The organism is Streptomyces sp. NPDC097129 (assembly GCF_055668065.1).
This window is the reverse complement of the sequence record NZ_JBVOQE010000002.1, coordinates 424,219-439,891: the sequence shown is the minus strand read 5'-3', so window position 1 is coordinate 439,891 and position 15,673 is coordinate 424,219. Positions and strand designations below refer to the sequence as shown.

Below are 15,673 nucleotides of genomic sequence, written 5' to 3'. Positions count from 1 at the left end.
GGTCCGGACACCCCCGGCCGGTGCTCGCCACGGTACGCGCGTCGGCCGCATGATGAGATACGCGTATTGCTATATGGACTGACGGTGCGTCAGCGAGTGGGGACGGGACGATAGACGGTCAGCGCCCGCGGCAGCTTCTCCACCGTCACCTCCCCCTGCACCTCGGCCACTTCACCGTCGTACGCGAGCAGGGTGCCCGGGGTGACGCCGGCCAGCCGCAGCCGGGGCACCTGCACCGCGGCGTGCGCGGGAGACCGGGTGAGGGGGCCCGCGACGGCGGCGGCCAGCAGCCGCAGCGCCGGGTGACGCCCGCCGTGCACCACCCGCACGTCCAGCTGCCCGTCCGCCAGGTCCAGACGGCGGCCCGGGGTGAGCCCCATGCGGTGGTAGGTGCCGTTGCCGACGAACAGCAGCCACAGCGGGCGCGGCCGGCCGCCCAGTTCCGCCTCCAGCGGATGCCGGTCGGCGCGCAGCACGCGCAGCGCCGCCAGCACCCCGGCCGGCCAATCGCCAATGCGGTGCGCCCAGCGGTCCCGCTCGGTCACCAGCTCCGGGTACACGCCGAGGCTGAGCGTGTTGACGAAGATGCCGCGCTGCTCACCGGAGGTGAACCGGCCCACGTCCACGCGCACCGCCTCGCCCCGCGTCAGCGCCCCGGTGAGGTCGCGGGCGTCCTCCAGGCCCAGGTCGAGGGCGAAGTGGTTGAGGGTTCCGCCGGGCAGCACCGCCAGCGGCAGCCCGTGGCGCAGGGCGACCTCGGCGGCCGTGTTCACCGTGCCGTCGCCGCCGCACACGCCGAGCGCGACCGCCCGTGCCGCCGCCTTCTCCAGCTCCGCCGGCACGTCTTCGGGCGCGCACTCCACGACCTCCGCGGCCGGCAGCGCGTCCCGCAGCGCCCGCACCCGGTCGGCGGTGCCCGCCGCGGTGTTCGCCACCAGCACCAGGCCCTGCCCGTCCGGCAGTGCCGGGGCGTCCGCACGCGGCCGGGCCGGCGGCGCCAGCTGTCCCCGGGTGGGCGCCAGGCCGCGTACCGCGAAGGCGGCGCCCGCGCCGAGGGCCGCGCCGGCCAGCACGTCGCTCGGGAAGTGCACGCCGGTGTACACCCGGGACATCGCCACCGAGAACGCCACCGGCGCCACGGCCGCGCCCCAGGCGGGGGACTCAAGCGCCACCCCGGTCGCGAACGCGGCCGCCGACGCCGCGTGGCCCGACGGGAAGGACGTGGTGATCGGCTGCCGCTTCAGCTGCCGCACCAGCGGCACCGGGTCCAGCACCGGCCGGTCGCGGCGCACCGAGCGCTTGCCGAGCGTGTTGACGGTCAGCGAGGCCAGCGCGAGCGAGGCCACGCCGCGCGCGGCGGCCCGGCGGCCCCGGGGAGTGCGGCTCGCCGCGATGGCGGCCGCCGTCGCGAACCAGAGCAGTCCGTGGTTGGCGCTGCGGCTCAGCCGGGGCAGCACCGGCTCGGCGGCCGGCCAGTGCCGCTCGGCGGCGAACTCGAAGAGACGGCAGTCCAGGGCGAGCAGCTTCTGCCGCAGGCGGTGCCCTTCGGACCGGGGCGAGGTGAGGTCGACATCGGGACTCATACCTGGCGGTTACCCTGAAGTGGCCGTTGCCGACCAGGGGGGACACCGCACGGAGGACCGCCGAATGCGTCTGCTGCTCGTCCGCCACGCCGAGACCCCGTCCAATGTGCGGCACCTGCTGGACACGGCGGCACCCGGACCCGGACTGACGGCCCTCGGCGAACAGCAGGCCGCCGCGCTGCCGGACGCGCTCGCGGGCGAGGACATCACGGCGCTCTACGCCTCCACCCTGGTCCGCACCCGGCTCACCGCCGCCCCGCTGGCCGCCGCCCGCGGCCTCGACGTGCGCGTCCGCGACGGCATCCGGGAGGTCACGGCCGGCGACCTGGAGATGCTGCCCGGTGACAGCCCCCAGGGTGAGCTGTACATGAAGACCGTGTTCGCCTGGGCGGCCGGAGACACCGCGCTGCGCGTGCCCGGCGGCGAGAGCGGCGAGGAGGTACTGGCCCGCTACGACGACGTGGTCGCCGAAGCCGCGGCGACCGGCGCCGGGACGGTCGCGCTGGTCAGCCACGGCGCCGTGATCCGTCTGTGGACCGCGGCCCGCGCGGCCAACGTGGACATCGAGTTCGCCGCCGCGCACCCCCTGCACAACACCGGCGTGGTGCTCCTGGAAGGCAGCCCGTCCGCCGGCTGGACGGCCCTGACCTGGGCGGACGAGACGGTGGTGCCCTCGGGCGAGGCGGGCCCGACGGGAGAGGCCGTCCCGGCCGCCGAGTGACGCGGCCCGCCGGGGCCGCACCACCTACCCCGACTGACGCGGTCCGCCGTCGCCGCACGCGGGCCCCGAGTGACGCGGCCCGCCGGGGCCGCACCCGGCCCCCGCCATAAGAGTTTGCCCTCGCTCGGTACCGCACCGGAGAATGCCTGCCCATGGGACATCTGGAAGCCGCGCACCTGGAGTACTACCTCCCCGACGGGAGGGCACTGCTCGGTGACGTGTCCTTCCGGGTGGGCGAAGGCGCCGCCGTCGCGCTCGTCGGCCCGAACGGGGCCGGGAAGACCACACTGCTCAGGCTGATCTCCGGCGAGCTGAAACCGCACGGCGGGAGCGTCACCGTCAGCGGCGGGCTCGGCGTGATGCGGCAGTTCGTCGGGTCCGTACGGGACGACACGACCGTACGCGACCTGCTGGTCTCCGTCGCGCCGCCCCGCATCCGCGAGGCCGCGGCCGCCGTCGACGCCGCCGAGCACGCCCTGCTCACCGTCGACGACGAGGCCGCCCAGCTGCAGTACGCGCAGGCCCTCGCCGACTGGGCCGAGGTGCGCGGCTACGAGGCCGAGACGCTGTGGGACATGTGCAGCACGGCCGCGCTCGGCGTGCCGTACGACAAGGCGCAGTACCGGCAGGTGCGCACACTGTCCGGCGGCGAACAGAAGCGGCTGGTGCTGGAGGCGCTGCTGCGCGGCACCGACGAGGTACTGCTGCTCGACGAGCCCGACAACTATCTCGACGTGCCCGGCAAGCGCTGGCTGGAGGAACGGCTGCGGGAGACCCGCAAGACCGTCCTGTTCGTCTCACACGACCGTGAACTCCTCTCCCGCGCCGCCGAGAAGATCGTCTCGGTCGAGCCCGGGCCGGCCGGCGCCGACGCGTGGGTGCACGGCGGCGGCTTCGCCACCTACCACGAGGCCCGCCGGGAACGCTTCGCCCGCTTCGAGGAGTTGCGCCGCCGCTGGGACGAGAAGCACGCCCAGCTGAAGAAGCTGGTGCTGAATCTGCGGCAGGCCGCCAGCGTCAGCCATGAGATGGCCTCCCGCTACGCGGCGGCGCAGACCCGGCTGCGCAAGTTCGAGGAGGCCGGTCCGCCGCCCGAGCCGCCCCGCGAGCAGGACATCACCATGCGTCTGAGGGGCGGCCGCACCGGCATACGCGCCGTCACCTGCGAGGCCCTCGAACTCACCGGCCTCATGAAGCCGTTCGACCTGGAGGTCTTCTACGGCGAACGGGTCGCCGTCCTCGGCTCCAACGGCTCCGGCAAGTCGCACTTCCTGCGGCTGCTCGCCGGTGGGGACGTGGCGCACACGGGACAGTGGAAGCTGGGCGCGCGGGTCGTGCCGGGGCACTTCGCGCAGACCCACGCGCACCCCGAGCTGATGGGCCGCACGCTGCTGGACATCCTGTGGACGGAGCACTCCCAGGACCGGGGCGCGGCGATGTCCCGGCTGCGCCGCTACGAGCTGACTCAGCAGGCCGAGCAGACCTTCGACCGTCTCTCCGGCGGCCAGCAGGCCCGCTTCCAGATCCTGCTGCTGGAACTCGCCGGGGCCACCGCCCTGCTGCTGGACGAGCCCACCGACAACCTCGACCTGGAGTCGGCCGAAGCCCTCCAGGAGGGCCTGGAGGCGTACGAGGGCACGGTCCTCGCCGTCACCCACGACCGCTGGTTCGCCCGCTCCTTCGACCGTTACCTGGTCTTCGGCTCGGACGGCAGGCTCCGCGAGACCCCGGAGCCGGTGTGGGACGAACGACGGGTGGAGCGGGCGCGCTAGCCGCGGTCAGCGGTACCCGTCGCTCGTCCGGTGTGGTGCCTCAGCTCCAGCGCAGCAGCGCGCCGAGGCCGCCCGCCGGGGTGTCGTCGGCGTGTTCCGGCAGGGCCGGGGTGACCGACACGGCCGGGGCGCCCGTCGTCACCACCGAGCGCAGCAGGGCGTCGTCCGCCCGCGCCGACCAGGAGTGCTGCTCACCGAGCGTCTTCAGCTCGGTGCGGCGGACCGCCAGCTGGTCGGGGTCCTCGCCGATCCACACCTCGCGGTGGGTGTCCGGGCCGTCCGGACGGATCAGCAGCTCGTCGATACGGTGCTCCCGGGCCGCCTCCACCAGCGCGGGAACGCCCTCCACGGCGGCCGTGCGGCCCTCGCCGCCGGTCGTGCGAGCGGCCAGGAAACGGTCCAGGTCCTCCTGCGCCCGCCGCCGCACATGCTCCGCGCGCGCCCGCTCCACCTCCCCGTCGAGCAGCCGGCTGCCACTGCCGTGATCGGCCTCGACGACACTCCCGTGCAGCCGCTGCGGCAGCCGCTCGTGCACGGCGCGCCGCTCCCGCACGTCACCCACCAGGATCAGCAGGTCGGCGCGGGTCTCCTCCTGGCACACCGCGAGCGCGTCGGCGATCTCCGCCGCGTTGTGTTCCCAGGTGTTCTCCACCCGCAGCTGGAAATGCCGCTCCGACCAGTCGACCGAGCTGGTGCGGTGCACCGGCCACTGCCGTCCGCTGACCGAGCCGGCCTCCTGGCTGCCGAGGCCCGAGCGCAGCTCGAAGTCCGCGCCCTTGCGGTCGACGTACGCCACCACGCACACCGGGTCCTCCCCGGCGAGCTCCAGCAGCGGCGACACCCGCGGCAGCGGAGCCCACTGCGCGGAGCTGCCCCGCGCCGGCGGCCGTGCCAGCGGCGGATCCAGCACCACCTCACCGTCGCGCGCGAACAGCGCGCGGCCGTGCGGATCACTCGCATGGCGCAACTCGTCCACCGCATCGCGCACCGCACGGCAGGTCGCCTCGTCCGCTCCTTGTCCGGCCAGCTCCCGCGCCACGGCCTGAGCCGTCAGTTCCCGTTCGTGCGCCGTGTCCTCCGCATGGCGGGACAGCTCGAGGTAGACGGAGGCCCAGGGGCCGGAGTGTTCATAGAGTGGATGCAGAAAGGCGAGATCCATGGCTCCCTCCCGTGATGCGCTCGGGGGTAGTGCTCACCGGGCGGGTACCCGGACCGCAGACACGAACACGACCGACCGGACGGGGCCACCATGAGCGGAGTCGACCCAGAGCGACTGGACGACCAGCAGCTGATGAGGGAGCTGGAGACCATCCACCGCACGCGTCACGACACCCTGCTGTACGGCTCGAACGACGCGCTGCGCGCCCACAACGAACGCATGGCGCAACTCGAGGGCGAGTTCCTGCGCCGCAACCCGAGCCGTCCCGTCGCGGCCGGCCGTACCCGGGAAGGCGCCCGGGAACGCGGGAGCGGGGAGTCGGCGACTCCCCGCTCCTGACCCGATGACGCCGGGGCTCGTGCCGGCCGCCTGCCCGGCGGCCGGCACGGGTCTGTCTCCGCTGTGGCGGGCCCGGCACGGGCGAGGCGGCCCGCCGGGCCCGCCGTCACTCAGGCGGCCTGTCCGGACTCCTGCGCGAACACCTCCAGATACGTCTCGCGGAACGCCTTCAGATCGTCCGGCTTGCGGCTGGTGACCAGCTTGTTCGGCCCGTGGTCGCAGACCTTCACCTGCTCGTCCACCCAGCTGCCGCCCGCGTTGCGGATGTCCGTCTGAAGGCTCGGCCAGGAGGTCAGCACCCGCCCCCGTACGACGTCGGCCTCGACCAGCGTCCACGGGGCGTGGCAGATCGCGGCGACCGGAAGGCCCCGCGTGAAGAAGTCCTTGACGAACGCCACAGCCTTGTCGTCCATCCGCAGGAAGTCCGGGTTGGCGACGCCGCCGGGCAGCACGAGCCCGCCGAAGGAACCGGCGGAGGCGTCCTGGACGACCTCGTCGACGGGGAAGGTGTCGGCCTTGTCCAGGTGGTTGAACGCCTGGATCTCACCCGGCTTCGTCGACACCAGGACCGGTTCGTGCCCGGCGTCCTTCGCCGCCTGCCACGGGTCGGTCAGCTCGACCTGTTCGACGCCCTCGGGGGCCACCAGGAAAGCGATACGCATGATCATCCTTTCGTGCGGGTCGACGGTGTGCCGGTGACCGCCTCGGCCAGCTGCTGGACGTTGCCGTAGTGCGCCTTGCGGGGCAGGCCCTCCAGCGCGTCCACGAGCGCGTCCGGCGCGTTGTTGCGGCGCAGTACACCGATCAGTTCATGAAGTGAGGCCGGGAAGGAGCCGCGGCCCAGGATCCGGGCCAGCTCCAGCCGCACCGTCTCCAGGGAGGAACCGAGACCGCCGGGCGCCACCGGGCCGCCCCAGACCTCCGGGTCGTCGTCGGCAGCCGGTTCCGGGTCGTGCCACTCCTCGGTCCGGGTCGGGTGGCCGGACCTGAGCAGACCCTGGAGTTCGTGCTTCCTCTCGTTGTCGCGGTGGACGCTCATCCGGTCGCTGCCTCGCTGCATGTCCCGCTCCTTTCGGCGGTCACTTCTTCTCGCGGCCCGGCAGGAACTCCTGCACCTTCGCCTTGAAGCCCTGCTTGACCATCGAGCCCCGATCGGCGTCGCCCTTGAGGATCGACGCGATCGTGGCCTCCATCTGCTCCCAGGTGGCGTGCGGGGGGATCGGCGGCACCGCGGGGTCGGTGAGGAACTCGATCACCGCCGGACCGTCGGCCTCCAGACCGGCCCGCCAGCCCGCCTCCACGTCCTCCGGCTTCTCCACCCGCACGCCGGTCAGTCCCAGCGAACGGGCGAACGCCGCGTACTGCACGTCCGGGATCGCCTGCGACTGAACGAAGGACGGCGCGCCCTCCATGGCCCGCATCTCCCACGTCACCTGGTTGAGGTCCTGGTTGTTCCACACGGCCACCACCATCCGCCGGTCCTCCCAGCGGTCGGCGTACTTCGCCGCGGTGATCATCTCGGCGAGGCCGTTCATCTGCATCGCCCCGTCGCCGACCAGCGCCACCACCGGCCGGTCCGGGTGGGCGAACTTCGCACCGATCGCGTACGGCACCCCGGGGCCCATCGTGGCCAGCGTGCCGGACAGCGACCCGCGCATGGTGCCGCGCATCGTGATGTGCCGGGCGTACCAGTTCGCGGTCGACCCCGAGTCGGAGGTGATGATCGCGTTGTCCGGCAGCAGCGGGTCCAGCGCGGCGGCGACGTACTCCGGGTTGATCGGATCGGCCGACAGGTGCGCGCGCCGTTCCATCACCTGCTGCCAGCGCTGCACGTTGTCGCACACCGTGTCGAACCACTCCCGGCCGCGCCCCGAGTCGATCATCGGGATCAGCCGGTCCAGCGTCGCCTTCGCGTCACCGACCAGGTTCACCTCGTACGGGTAACGCATGCCCACCATGTGCGGGTCGATGTCGATCTGCACCGCCCGGGCCTTGCCGAACTCGGGCAGGAACTGCGAGTACGGGAACGACGAGCCGATCGTCAGCAGCGTGTCGCAGTCCCGCATCAGCTCATAGCTCGCCCGGGTGCCCAGCAGGCCGATCGAGCCGGTGACGTACGGCAGTTCGTCACTGAGGACGTCCTTGCCGAGCAGCGCCTTCGCCACGCCCGCGCCGAGCAGTTCCGCGATGTGCTGCACCTCCGCACGCGCGTGTGCCGCGCCCTGGCCGACCAGGATCGCCACTTTGTCGCCGGCGTTCAGCACCTCCGCCGCCCGCCGCAGCGCCTCCTCCGAGGGCACCGCCGTCCACGAGCTGCGGTCCAGGCTGGAGGGCACCATCTTGAACGCGTGCCCCGGCGGCGAGTACTCCAGCTCCTGCACGTCACCGGGGATGATCACAGCCGTAGGGGCCCGGCGCGCGTACGCGGTGCGGATCGCACGGTCCAGCACGTTCGGCAGCTGTTCGGGCACCGTCACCGTCTCCACGAAGTCGGAGGCGACGTCCTTGTAGAGCGTGTGCAGGTCGACCTCCTGCTGGTAGGAGCCGCCCATCGCGGTGCGGTGCGTCTGGCCGACGATCGCCACCACCGGCACATGGTCCAGCTTCGCGTCGTACAGCCCGTTCAGCAGGTGGATCGCGCCGGGCCCGGACGTCGCCGCGCACACCCCCAGACGACCGCTGAACTTGGCGTATCCGACCGCCTCGAACGCGGACATCTCCTCGTGCCGGGACTGGATGAAGCGAGGCCTGTCCTCGGCGCGTCCCCAGGCGGCGAGCAGCCCGTTGATGCCGTCACCCGGATAACCGAAGACGCACTCCACGCCCCAGTCGCGCAGCCGTTCGAGGACGTAGTCGGACACCTTGCTGCTCATGAAGGACCTCCAGGTCGCACAGGCTTCAGGTCGCACGGGCTTCGGGTCGTACGGGCTTGGGTGAGCGTCAGCACGGGACGAGTCACCCGCAGGCACACCGGAAAACCTGCGCCCGGGTTTGCCCGCCGGGGGCGAGGGCAGGCGCAGGATCACAGTGCTTCGGAACGGAGGCACGTCCGTGGGAACGGCTGCACGTGGCCCCGGCGTACCCCGTCCGGGCCTGCCGCATTCCCTCGGTGACCGTCCACCCAGAGCACCCAGGGGAGAGCGACGCACCATGCGAACCCGAACCGGCACGCACCCGCACGACGACGCCCCCGACACCGGCGAGGCCTTCCGCACGCTCGCCGCGCTGCCGCCGGGGCCGCAGCGTGACGCCCTGCGCGCCGAGATCACCGAGGCCTGGCTGCCGATGGCCGAGCGCCTCGCCGGACGCTTCCGCAACCGCGGCGAGTCCTACGACGACCTGCGCCAGGTCGCCGCCCTTGGCCTGGTCAAGGCCGTCGACCGCTACGACCCCGAGCTCGGCAACGCCTTCGAGAGCTACGCCGTGCCCACCATCACCGGCGAGATCAAGCGCCACTTCCGCGACCACATGTGGACCCTGCATGTGCCGCGCCGCGTCCAGGACCTGCGCAACCGGGTCCGCGCCGCCCTCCGGGACCTGTCCACCGGCTCCGGCAGCCGGCCCACCGTCGAGCAGATCGCCGAGCGCACACAACTGAGCGAGGAGGACGTCAAGGCCGGACTGGAGGCGCTGGAGAGCTTCACCGCGCTGTCCCTGGACGCGGAGATGCAGGGCGCCGAGGGCGGCTACGCGCTGACCGACACGCTCGGCTCACCCGACGCGGCGCTGGACAGGGTCGTCGACCGCGAGGCGGTGCGGCCGCGGCTGGCGGCGCTGCCGGAGCGGGAGCGGGCGATCCTCCACATGCGGTTCTTCGGGGACATGACGCAGAGCCGGATCGCGGAGGAGCTGGGGATCTCGCAGATGCATGTGTCCCGGCTGATCAGCCGGTGCGTGACGCGGCTGCGGGATGATGTGTTGGCGGAGTAGCGCCGCGTGGGGGTGCTTGTCCGTTTTCCGGGTGCGGGTGGCCGGTGGCTGGTCGCGCGGTTCCCCGCGCCCCTGCCGGCGCTGCACATGAGGCCGGCTGAATCACTCCGTCGGCTCTCGTCCGTCCCCCCAATGGGGTCCGGCCGCGCGCGTCCTGCGACAGGGCGGGCTGTCATGGCTGTACGGCACGACACCCCCGTGCCCGCAGTCGTACGGCCGAAGGAGTTCTCCCCATGCGCCGCACCGCCCGTGCCCTGTCCGTCGCCGCGCTGGTCGTGCTGGCCGGTGCCGCACCGGCCGTGGCCGCGGATGACCCGGCCGACCCCGCCGACCCCCTGGACACGGCCGTGGAGGCCGGCCCGGGCGACGCGGCCGCACCGGCAGCACAGATCAGTCCCGCCTCGGTGGAACCGGGCGGCACCGTCACCGTGTCCGTGACCTGCGACCCGACGGGCGGGCCCGCGCCCCAGAGCATCGACGCCAGTTCCGAGGCGGCCTTCGCGGACGGCACCGTGAAGCTGCAGAAGGTGCCCGGCGGCGACGACGAGCTGTCCGGGCCCGTCTACAAGGGCACCGCGAAGATCGCGTCCGCCGCGGACTTCGAGGGCCTGACCGGCGGCGGACCCGGCGCCGGCTGGACCGTGGACGGCACCTGCCCGGCGCCGCCGGGCGGAAAGGGCCGGTCCTGGACCACCACATTCGACGTCGCCCACGGCTCCGCCTCCCACGGCGCCACCGCCGCCCCGGCCTGCCCCGAGCCGTACCTCACGCCCTGCGGCGACAAGGCAGGCCCGGCAGACCAGTCAGACCAGGGAGACCAGGGCGGCCGGGAAGACGTCGGAGGCAAGGGGGACAAGCTGTCGCCGCCCGCCCAGGAACCCGGCCGGCAGCAGCCCACCGGGCGGCCCCCGGCGATCGAGCACGGGGTGCAGGCGGGCGAGGGCGGCACCTTCACCACCTCGGCGCCCGCCCTGGTGGCCGGCGGCCTGCTCATCCTGGGCGCGGCCGGCGCCACGGCGCACCGGCTGCGCCGGCGGGAGCAGGACCACCCCTGAGCCGAGCGGCCGATGTGACCGGCGCGACCCGCACCCCGAGCCATGGGGGGCGCACGACGTGGGTACCCGGGCGGCGAGGCGGTGACACGGCACCGGCCCGCCCCACGGCATGAGCGACTGCGCGGAGGCACGCATGCGGCGGACCGACCCCGAAGGGCACGGCCCCGTCCGCTACGGCCCCCCACTGCCCGGCACCGGACTGCCGGTGCTCCCCGAACTGACCGCCCGCGTCTGCGCCGCCGCCGACCGGGCCGCCGCCGAACCCGTGGGCGGCTCACCCGACGTGACCGAGGCGGCCTGCGGCTACTGGGAACGGCGCGGCCTTGCCGTCGAGCCCTGCCACGTCGCCGCCGCGCCCGGCGCGCCCGCGCTGCTGCTCGCGCTGACCGCGGCCCTCGGCGGTGACGTCCTGGTGCCGCGGCCCTGCGCCGCCTGGTGGGGCCCGTACGCGCGCGTGCTGGGCAGACCCGTCTTCCATGTGCCGACCGCCGCCGAGTCCGGCGGCGTGCCCGACCCCTACGCCCTGCTGGAGACCGTCCGCCGGGTGCGAGCCGAGGGGGGCGATCCGCGGCTGCTGGTGCTGTCGCCCGCCGACGACCCGACCGGCAGCGTCGCGCCGCCGGAGCTGCTGCACGAGACGGTGGAGGCCGCCGCCGGCGAGGGACTGCACCTGGTCAGCGACGAGACCTGGCGCGACACCCTGCACGCCCGGCACCGCACCGTGCTGCTCAGCCCCGCCGAGATGCTGCCCGGACAGGTCACCGTCGTCACCGACCTGGCCGGCGCGCTGCTCCCGGCCGGCTGGCCCGCGGCGATCGCCCGGTTCCCCGCCGACGGCCGCGGCGGCGGGCTGTACGCGCGCGTGCTGGACATCCTCACCGCGCTCGGCGCCCGTATCGCCGCACCCGTCGCGGCCGCCGCCGCGTACGCGCTGAGCGAACCCGAGCCGGTCGCCACCCGCCTGGCGGCCACCGTGACGCTGCACGCGCGCGTGGCCGCCGCGGTGCACCACACCGTCGTCGCCGCGGGCGCCCTGGCCCGCCCGCCGCAGGCCGGCCGTCATCTGTACGTGGACCTCGGCCCGTTGCGCACCGCGCTCTCCGGGCACGGGGTGAGCGACGCCCAGGACCTGGAGGACTACCTCACCGCCCGGCTCGGGATGCCCGCGCCGGGCGGCCACCGCTTCGGAGACGACCTCGCCGCGCTGCGCGTGCGGCTGGCCACCGGACCGCTGCTGGGCGGCACGGACGCCGAACGCGCGCAATGCCTCACGTCCCCCGCACCGTTGGAACTGCCACACGTGCACCGCGCGTTGAGCACGGTGCGGTCCGTCTTCGACGACCTCCGCGACGACGCCCAGCGATGGGAGCCTCCTCGATGACGCAGCAGTCCGAGTCGCCGGCCACCGGCACGGTCACGAGCACGACGCCGTCCCGGCTCCCAGTCACGTCCACGACGCCGCCCCCGTCCCCCCACGCCCCGTCCCCCCACGCCCCAGGCCCCCAGCCCCCGGCATCCGACACCCCCGCGTCCTCGTCCTCATCCTCCTTCGCGCCGCCGTTCCCGCCGCTGGCCGAACCCCGCCCGCTGGGGGAGCGGCGGGTGTGGCCGCGGACCTTCCACGACCGGCTCACCGCACCGCTGCCCGGCCTGAAGGCCATCGCCCGCTTCGCCCGCGAGGGCGCGGTCCGCCCCGGCAAGGAGGGCCTGGCCGACATCCCCCGCCTGCCCTACGCGCCCGCCCCGCTGCCCCGCGTCGACGCCCGCACCCTCGCCGTCACCTGGGCGGGGCACGCCAGTTGGGTGGTCCAGGTCGGCGGGCTGACCGTGCTCACCGACCCCGTCTGGTCGCGCCGCATCCTCGGCACCCCGGCCCGCATCACGCCGGTCGGCGTGGAATGGGAGGCGCTGCCGCGCGTCGACGCCGTCGTCATCAGCCACAACCACTACGACCACCTCGACGCGCCCACGCTGCGCCGACTGCCCCGCGACACCCCGGTGTTCGCCCCCGCCGGGCTCGGAGGCTGGTTCCAGCGGCGCCGGTTCACCCGCGTCACCGAGCTGGACTGGTGGGAGGGCGCCGAACTGTCCGGGGTCCGCTTCGACTTCGTCCCGGCCCACCACTGGTCCAAACGCACGCTCACCGACACCTGCCGCAGCCTGTGGGGCGGCTGGGTGCTCACCGCGCCCGACGGCCGGCGGCTGTACTTCGCCGGCGACACCGGATACGGCCACTGGTTCAGCCGTATCGGCCGCCGCTACCCCGGTATCGACCTCGCCCTGCTCCCGATCGGCGCCTACGACCCGCGCTGGTGGCTCAGCGACGTCCACTGCGACCCGGAAGAGGCCGTCCAGGCCGCCCGGGACCTCGGCGCGCGCGCCATGGCCCCGATGCACTGGGGGACGTTCATCCTCTCCGCGGAACCCGTCCTGGAACCGCTGACGCGGGTGCGCGAGGCGTGGGACAGGGCCGGGCTCGACCGCGACGACCTGTGGGACCTGGCGGTCGGCGCGTCGCGGGTGCTGGAAGCCGGCGACTGAGGCTCCCGGCCAGCGGGCCGGCGGGCCGGCGTGCCAGCGGGCTAGCGGGCCGGCGTGCCGCGCAGCCGGCGCCACAGGGCCGGGGCCGCGCTGACCACGATCGTCAGCGTGATCGCCGCGACCACGCCCTCCCACGGCTCGGGGAACAGCGAACCGCCGAGGATGCCGATCACCTGGTACGTCACCGCCCACGCCAGACAGGCCGGGAGATTGCCGCGGGCGAAACGGCGCAGCGGCCACTTCGCCAGCAGACACGCCAGCATCACGGGGATACGGCCCGCCGGCACCAGCCGGGACAGCACCAGCACCGCCACCCCGTGCTCCGCCAGCTTCTCCTGCGCCTGCGACAGCCGCTCCTGCGGCGCCCGCGCGCGGAGCGCCTCCAGCCAGCGCGAGCCGCTGTGCGAGCGCATCCCGCGCCGGCCCAGCCAGTACAGCGCGGCGTCCCCGCAGAAGGCGGCCAGCGAGGCGGTGACGAAGACCAGCGCCAGCGAGAACGGCGCCGTCTGGTGGAAGGCCACCACCGCCGCCGAACTCACCAGCGCGCCCGTCGGGACCACCGGCACCAGCGCCCCGATCAACACCAGCAGGAACAGCGACGGATAGCCGAGCGCCTGCTGCGTGGACTGGGCCGGCACCGCCGTCACCGCCGCGGCCAGCCAGCTCACGGGCCGACCGCCGGCCGCACGCTCTCGCCGTGCGCCGGCCGGTGCACGGTCACGTCCGGGGCCCAGCGGGCCGCGAGCCGCACGAACTCCTCGCCGGGGGCATGGAATTCGTGCGGGCGCACCGCGTCCATCCCGATCGGCCAGTACGTGCCGTAGTGCACGGGTATCGCGCAGCGCGGCGCGAGCCGGGCCAGCGCCTGCGCCGCCCGTCCCGCGTCCAGATGCCCCTCCCCGAGGTACGGCCCCCAGCCGCCCACCGGCAGCAGCGCCACCTCGATCGGGCCGACCTCCTTCGCCATCGACTCGAACAGCCCGGTGTCCCCGGCGAAGTAGGTGCGCGCCTCGCCCTCGACGACGTACCCCAGCGCGGGGGAGCGGTGCGGTCCGAACGGCAGCCGGCGGCCGTCGTGCTCGGCCGGCACCGCGCGGATCACCAGATCGCCGACCCGGATCTCGTCGCCGGCCGCCATCTCGCGCACGTGCAGATGCGTCAGGCGCCGCAGCCCCGGGACGGCGCGCGGGGCGCCTCGGGGCACCAGCAGGCGCGTGCCCGGCGCGAGCCGCCCGAGGGAGGGCACGTGGAGGTGGTCGGCGTGCAGATGGGAGACCAGTGCGACGTCCGCGCGCCAGGCGTCCGGCGGCGGCAGCGCCCCGCGGCGGCGCCGCAGATGCGCCAGCCGGCGGGCGAACAGCGGATCGGTGAGCACACGGGTGTCCGAGTCCTCCACCGTGCAGGTGGCGTGACCCCACCAGGTGATCTCCACCGCCACCTCAATGCCTCCTTCGCGCGACTCCCCCGAAGCCTACGGGCAGGAGTAGGGTCGGCGGCGAAACCCTGAGGTGAGGGGGACGCCATGGGAGAGGTACGGGGTGCCTTCGGCCGTTCGGCCCAGGTCCGCGTCACGTCGATCGCCGGCCTGACGCCGCTGGAGGAGCTGGACAGCGACCCCTTTCTGGTGGACTCCCGCAGCCAGTTCGCGATGTGCGCCCGCTGGGCCGCCGAACGCGGCTACGTCGTCGCGCGCGAGCTGCTCGTCCGGGGGCTGCGGGCCGATCACTGCGTGCTGTGGGACGGCGTGCGGGCCGGGCGCGACGTGTTCGTCGCGCCGAGCCGGCGGGTGCTGGAGTCCGCGCTGTCCTCGGTGGAGGAGTTCACCGCGGAGTGCGCGCGGCGCGGGGTGCGGGTGGAGACGGTCGGCAGCGCCGAGCCCGCGTACGACGCGCAGATGAAGGCGCGGGTGCATCGGCGGCTGTCGATGCCGACAGCCGGGTACGACGGCCGCTGACGGCTCCGCCGCAGCGCGGTGGGCCGGGGAGGGCCGACCGCACCTGCGGTGGCGGGTCAGGCGAGGCCGTCCCAGCCCCAGCGCGGGGTGGGGCCGGGGGCGCCCAGGTCCGTGTCCGGTGCCGAGGCCGACACGTCCTTGGCGATCCGCGTGCCCCAGTCGAAGTACTCCACCACCCTGCGGCGCAGCAGGTCGTCGTCCGGCAGTTCCTTCTCCACGGCCGCCGTCATCAGCTCCATCCAGCGCACCCGCTGTTCCTCCGTGATGCCGAGCCCCAGATGGGCACGGAGCAGGGCCTGGTGCCCGCCGTGCTCCGCCGTGAACACGGCCGGTCCCGAGAAGACCTCCGCCAGCCACACGGCCACGTGCTCCACATGGGTGGCGGTGAAGTCGGCGAAGACGGGTGCGAGGAAGGGGTCGGCCAGGACCTCCTCGTAGAACGTCCTGGAGAGCCGGCGCAGCGCGTCGGCGCCACCCACAGCCTCGTACAGGGTGTTCGTGTGCTCGGCGCTCATGGCAGCCTCCGGGAGCCGGGATGTGTTCTCCCAGCTATCACACAACACGGCCCGGATCCAAGGATGTTCGCTCTCGGCAGGGCTGGTCGCCGCGGGCGCTTGGG

Annotated in this window: 16 protein-coding genes; 8 read left to right on the top strand and 8 right to left on the bottom strand. The window is 74.1% G+C overall.

Annotation, left to right across the window (positions count from 1 at the left end; genetic code table 11):
* Nucleotides 1-89: 89 nt before the first annotated feature.
* Nucleotides 90-1,583 (bottom strand): phosphatase PAP2 family protein, encoded by a 1,494-nt coding sequence (locus AC0B9F_RS07885; RefSeq protein ID WP_471999706.1) that lies wholly within the window; start codon nucleotides 1,581-1,583, stop codon nucleotides 90-92.
* Nucleotides 1,584-1,647: 64 nt separating this feature from the next.
* Here AC0B9F_RS07885 and AC0B9F_RS07880 point away from each other — a divergent pair, with 64 nt between their 5' ends.
* Together AC0B9F_RS07880 and AC0B9F_RS07875 are read left to right on the top strand one after the other, a co-directional pair.
* Nucleotides 1,648-2,304 carry a histidine phosphatase family protein gene (locus AC0B9F_RS07880; RefSeq protein WP_471999703.1) on the top strand — a complete coding sequence of 219 codons (657 nt, stop codon included), beginning with the start codon at nucleotides 1,648-1,650 and terminating at the stop codon, nucleotides 2,302-2,304.
* 152 nt (nucleotides 2,305-2,456) lie between these two features.
* The gene (locus AC0B9F_RS07875) at nucleotides 2,457-4,076 is read left to right on the top strand and encodes an ABC-F family ATP-binding cassette domain-containing protein (RefSeq protein ID WP_471999700.1); all 1,620 of its coding nucleotides are present in this window, start codon (nucleotides 2,457-2,459) and stop codon (nucleotides 4,074-4,076) included.
* A gap of 40 nt (nucleotides 4,077-4,116) precedes the next feature.
* On the opposite strand, the gene AC0B9F_RS07870 is transcribed toward AC0B9F_RS07875, so the two are convergent.
* On the bottom strand, nucleotides 4,117-5,235 hold the full coding sequence (locus tag AC0B9F_RS07870) for a baeRF2 domain-containing protein (RefSeq protein ID WP_471999698.1): 1,119 nt from the start codon (nucleotides 5,233-5,235) through the stop codon (nucleotides 4,117-4,119).
* A gap of 90 nt (nucleotides 5,236-5,325) precedes the next feature.
* On the opposite strand from AC0B9F_RS07870, the gene AC0B9F_RS07865 reads away from it, so the two are divergent.
* The gene (locus AC0B9F_RS07865; protein WP_471999696.1) at nucleotides 5,326-5,574 is read left to right on the top strand and encodes a DUF6158 family protein; all 249 of its coding nucleotides are present in this window, start codon (nucleotides 5,326-5,328) and stop codon (nucleotides 5,572-5,574) included.
* 110 nt (nucleotides 5,575-5,684) lie between these two features.
* On the opposite strand, the gene AC0B9F_RS07860 is transcribed toward AC0B9F_RS07865, so the two are convergent.
* The 3 genes from AC0B9F_RS07860 to AC0B9F_RS07850 are packed head-to-tail and all read right to left on the bottom strand — an operon-like array spanning nucleotide 5,685 to nucleotide 8,447.
* Nucleotides 5,685-6,236, bottom strand: coding sequence for a type 1 glutamine amidotransferase domain-containing protein (locus AC0B9F_RS07860; protein ID WP_471999694.1), 552 nt, complete (start codon nucleotides 6,234-6,236; stop codon nucleotides 5,685-5,687).
* Nucleotides 6,237-6,238: 2 nt separating this feature from the next.
* The gene (locus AC0B9F_RS07855; RefSeq protein ID WP_471999693.1) at nucleotides 6,239-6,634 is read right to left on the bottom strand and encodes a DUF2795 domain-containing protein; all 396 of its coding nucleotides are present in this window, start codon (nucleotides 6,632-6,634) and stop codon (nucleotides 6,239-6,241) included.
* A 19-nt stretch (nucleotides 6,635-6,653) separates the two neighbouring features.
* Entirely contained in the window at nucleotides 6,654-8,447 is a 1,794-nt protein-coding gene (locus AC0B9F_RS07850; RefSeq protein WP_471999691.1) for a thiamine pyrophosphate-requiring protein, read from the bottom strand.
* A 277-nt stretch (nucleotides 8,448-8,724) separates the two neighbouring features.
* On the opposite strand from AC0B9F_RS07850, the gene AC0B9F_RS07845 reads away from it, so the two are divergent.
* The 4 genes from AC0B9F_RS07845 (at nucleotide 8,725) to AC0B9F_RS07830 (ending at nucleotide 13,100) form a co-directional block, all read left to right on the top strand.
* On the top strand, nucleotides 8,725-9,504 hold the full coding sequence (locus AC0B9F_RS07845) for an RNA polymerase sigma factor SigF (RefSeq protein ID WP_471999689.1): 780 nt from the start codon (nucleotides 8,725-8,727) through the stop codon (nucleotides 9,502-9,504).
* A gap of 233 nt (nucleotides 9,505-9,737) precedes the next feature.
* Entirely contained in the window at nucleotides 9,738-10,559 is an 822-nt protein-coding gene (locus AC0B9F_RS07840) for a hypothetical protein (RefSeq protein WP_471999687.1), read from the top strand.
* Between the two features lie 133 nt (nucleotides 10,560-10,692).
* Nucleotides 10,693-11,940, top strand: coding sequence for an aminotransferase class I/II-fold pyridoxal phosphate-dependent enzyme (locus AC0B9F_RS07835; RefSeq protein ID WP_471999685.1), 1,248 nt, complete (start codon nucleotides 10,693-10,695; stop codon nucleotides 11,938-11,940).
* A complete protein-coding gene (locus AC0B9F_RS07830; protein WP_471999683.1) occupies nucleotides 11,937-13,100 on the top strand; it encodes an MBL fold metallo-hydrolase in 1,164 nt (387 codons plus the stop codon). The genes AC0B9F_RS07835 and AC0B9F_RS07830 overlap by 4 nt, the downstream gene beginning before the upstream one ends.
* 41 nt (nucleotides 13,101-13,141) lie before the next feature.
* Here AC0B9F_RS07830 and AC0B9F_RS07825 read toward each other — a convergent pair whose 3' ends face one another.
* Both AC0B9F_RS07825 and AC0B9F_RS07820 read right to left on the bottom strand, forming a co-directional pair.
* On the bottom strand, nucleotides 13,142-13,768 hold the full coding sequence (locus AC0B9F_RS07825) for a DedA family protein (RefSeq protein ID WP_471999681.1): 627 nt from the start codon (nucleotides 13,766-13,768) through the stop codon (nucleotides 13,142-13,144).
* Entirely contained in the window at nucleotides 13,765-14,538 is a 774-nt protein-coding gene (locus AC0B9F_RS07820; protein ID WP_471999679.1) for an MBL fold metallo-hydrolase, read from the bottom strand. The genes AC0B9F_RS07825 and AC0B9F_RS07820 overlap by 4 nt, the downstream gene beginning before the upstream one ends.
* 84 nt (nucleotides 14,539-14,622) lie before the next feature.
* On the opposite strand from AC0B9F_RS07820, the gene AC0B9F_RS07815 reads away from it, so the two are divergent.
* On the top strand, nucleotides 14,623-15,054 hold the full coding sequence (locus AC0B9F_RS07815) for a hypothetical protein (protein WP_471999677.1): 432 nt from the start codon (nucleotides 14,623-14,625) through the stop codon (nucleotides 15,052-15,054).
* Nucleotides 15,055-15,110: 56 nt separating this feature from the next.
* Here the strand turns inward: AC0B9F_RS07815 and AC0B9F_RS07810 are convergent, their stop codons facing one another.
* Nucleotides 15,111-15,569, bottom strand: a complete 459-nt coding sequence (locus AC0B9F_RS07810) for a group II truncated hemoglobin (protein ID WP_471999675.1) — start codon at nucleotides 15,567-15,569, stop codon at nucleotides 15,111-15,113.
* Between the last annotated feature and the right edge of the window lie 104 nt (nucleotides 15,570-15,673).

Bases quoted from the DNA above. Each gene is read 5' to 3' on its own strand.
- AC0B9F_RS07835 (WP_471999685.1), top strand. From the start codon at position 10,693: ATGCGGCGGACCGACCCCGAAGGGCACGGCCCCGTCCGCTACGGCCCC.
- AC0B9F_RS07830 (WP_471999683.1), top strand. From the start codon at position 11,937: ATGACGCAGCAGTCCGAGTCGCCGGCCACCGGCACGGTCACGAGCACG.
- AC0B9F_RS07810 (WP_471999675.1), bottom strand. From the start codon at position 15,569: ATGAGCGCCGAGCACACGAACACCCTGTACGAGGCTGTGGGTGGCGCC.
- AC0B9F_RS07870 (WP_471999698.1), bottom strand. From the start codon at position 5,235: ATGGATCTCGCCTTTCTGCATCCACTCTATGAACACTCCGGCCCCTGG.
- AC0B9F_RS07860 (WP_471999694.1), bottom strand. From the start codon at position 6,236: ATGCGTATCGCTTTCCTGGTGGCCCCCGAGGGCGTCGAACAGGTCGAG.
- AC0B9F_RS07850 (WP_471999691.1), bottom strand. From the start codon at position 8,447: ATGAGCAGCAAGGTGTCCGACTACGTCCTCGAACGGCTGCGCGACTGG.
- AC0B9F_RS07845 (WP_471999689.1), top strand. From the start codon at position 8,725: ATGCGAACCCGAACCGGCACGCACCCGCACGACGACGCCCCCGACACC.
- AC0B9F_RS07880 (WP_471999703.1), top strand. From the start codon at position 1,648: ATGCGTCTGCTGCTCGTCCGCCACGCCGAGACCCCGTCCAATGTGCGG.
- AC0B9F_RS07840 (WP_471999687.1), top strand. From the start codon at position 9,738: ATGCGCCGCACCGCCCGTGCCCTGTCCGTCGCCGCGCTGGTCGTGCTG.
- AC0B9F_RS07875 (WP_471999700.1), top strand. From the start codon at position 2,457: ATGGGACATCTGGAAGCCGCGCACCTGGAGTACTACCTCCCCGACGGG.
- AC0B9F_RS07865 (WP_471999696.1), top strand. From the start codon at position 5,326: ATGAGCGGAGTCGACCCAGAGCGACTGGACGACCAGCAGCTGATGAGG.
- AC0B9F_RS07855 (WP_471999693.1), bottom strand. From the start codon at position 6,634: ATGCAGCGAGGCAGCGACCGGATGAGCGTCCACCGCGACAACGAGAGG.
- AC0B9F_RS07885 (WP_471999706.1), bottom strand. From the start codon at position 1,583: ATGAGTCCCGATGTCGACCTCACCTCGCCCCGGTCCGAAGGGCACCGC.
- AC0B9F_RS07815 (WP_471999677.1), top strand. From the start codon at position 14,623: ATGGGAGAGGTACGGGGTGCCTTCGGCCGTTCGGCCCAGGTCCGCGTC.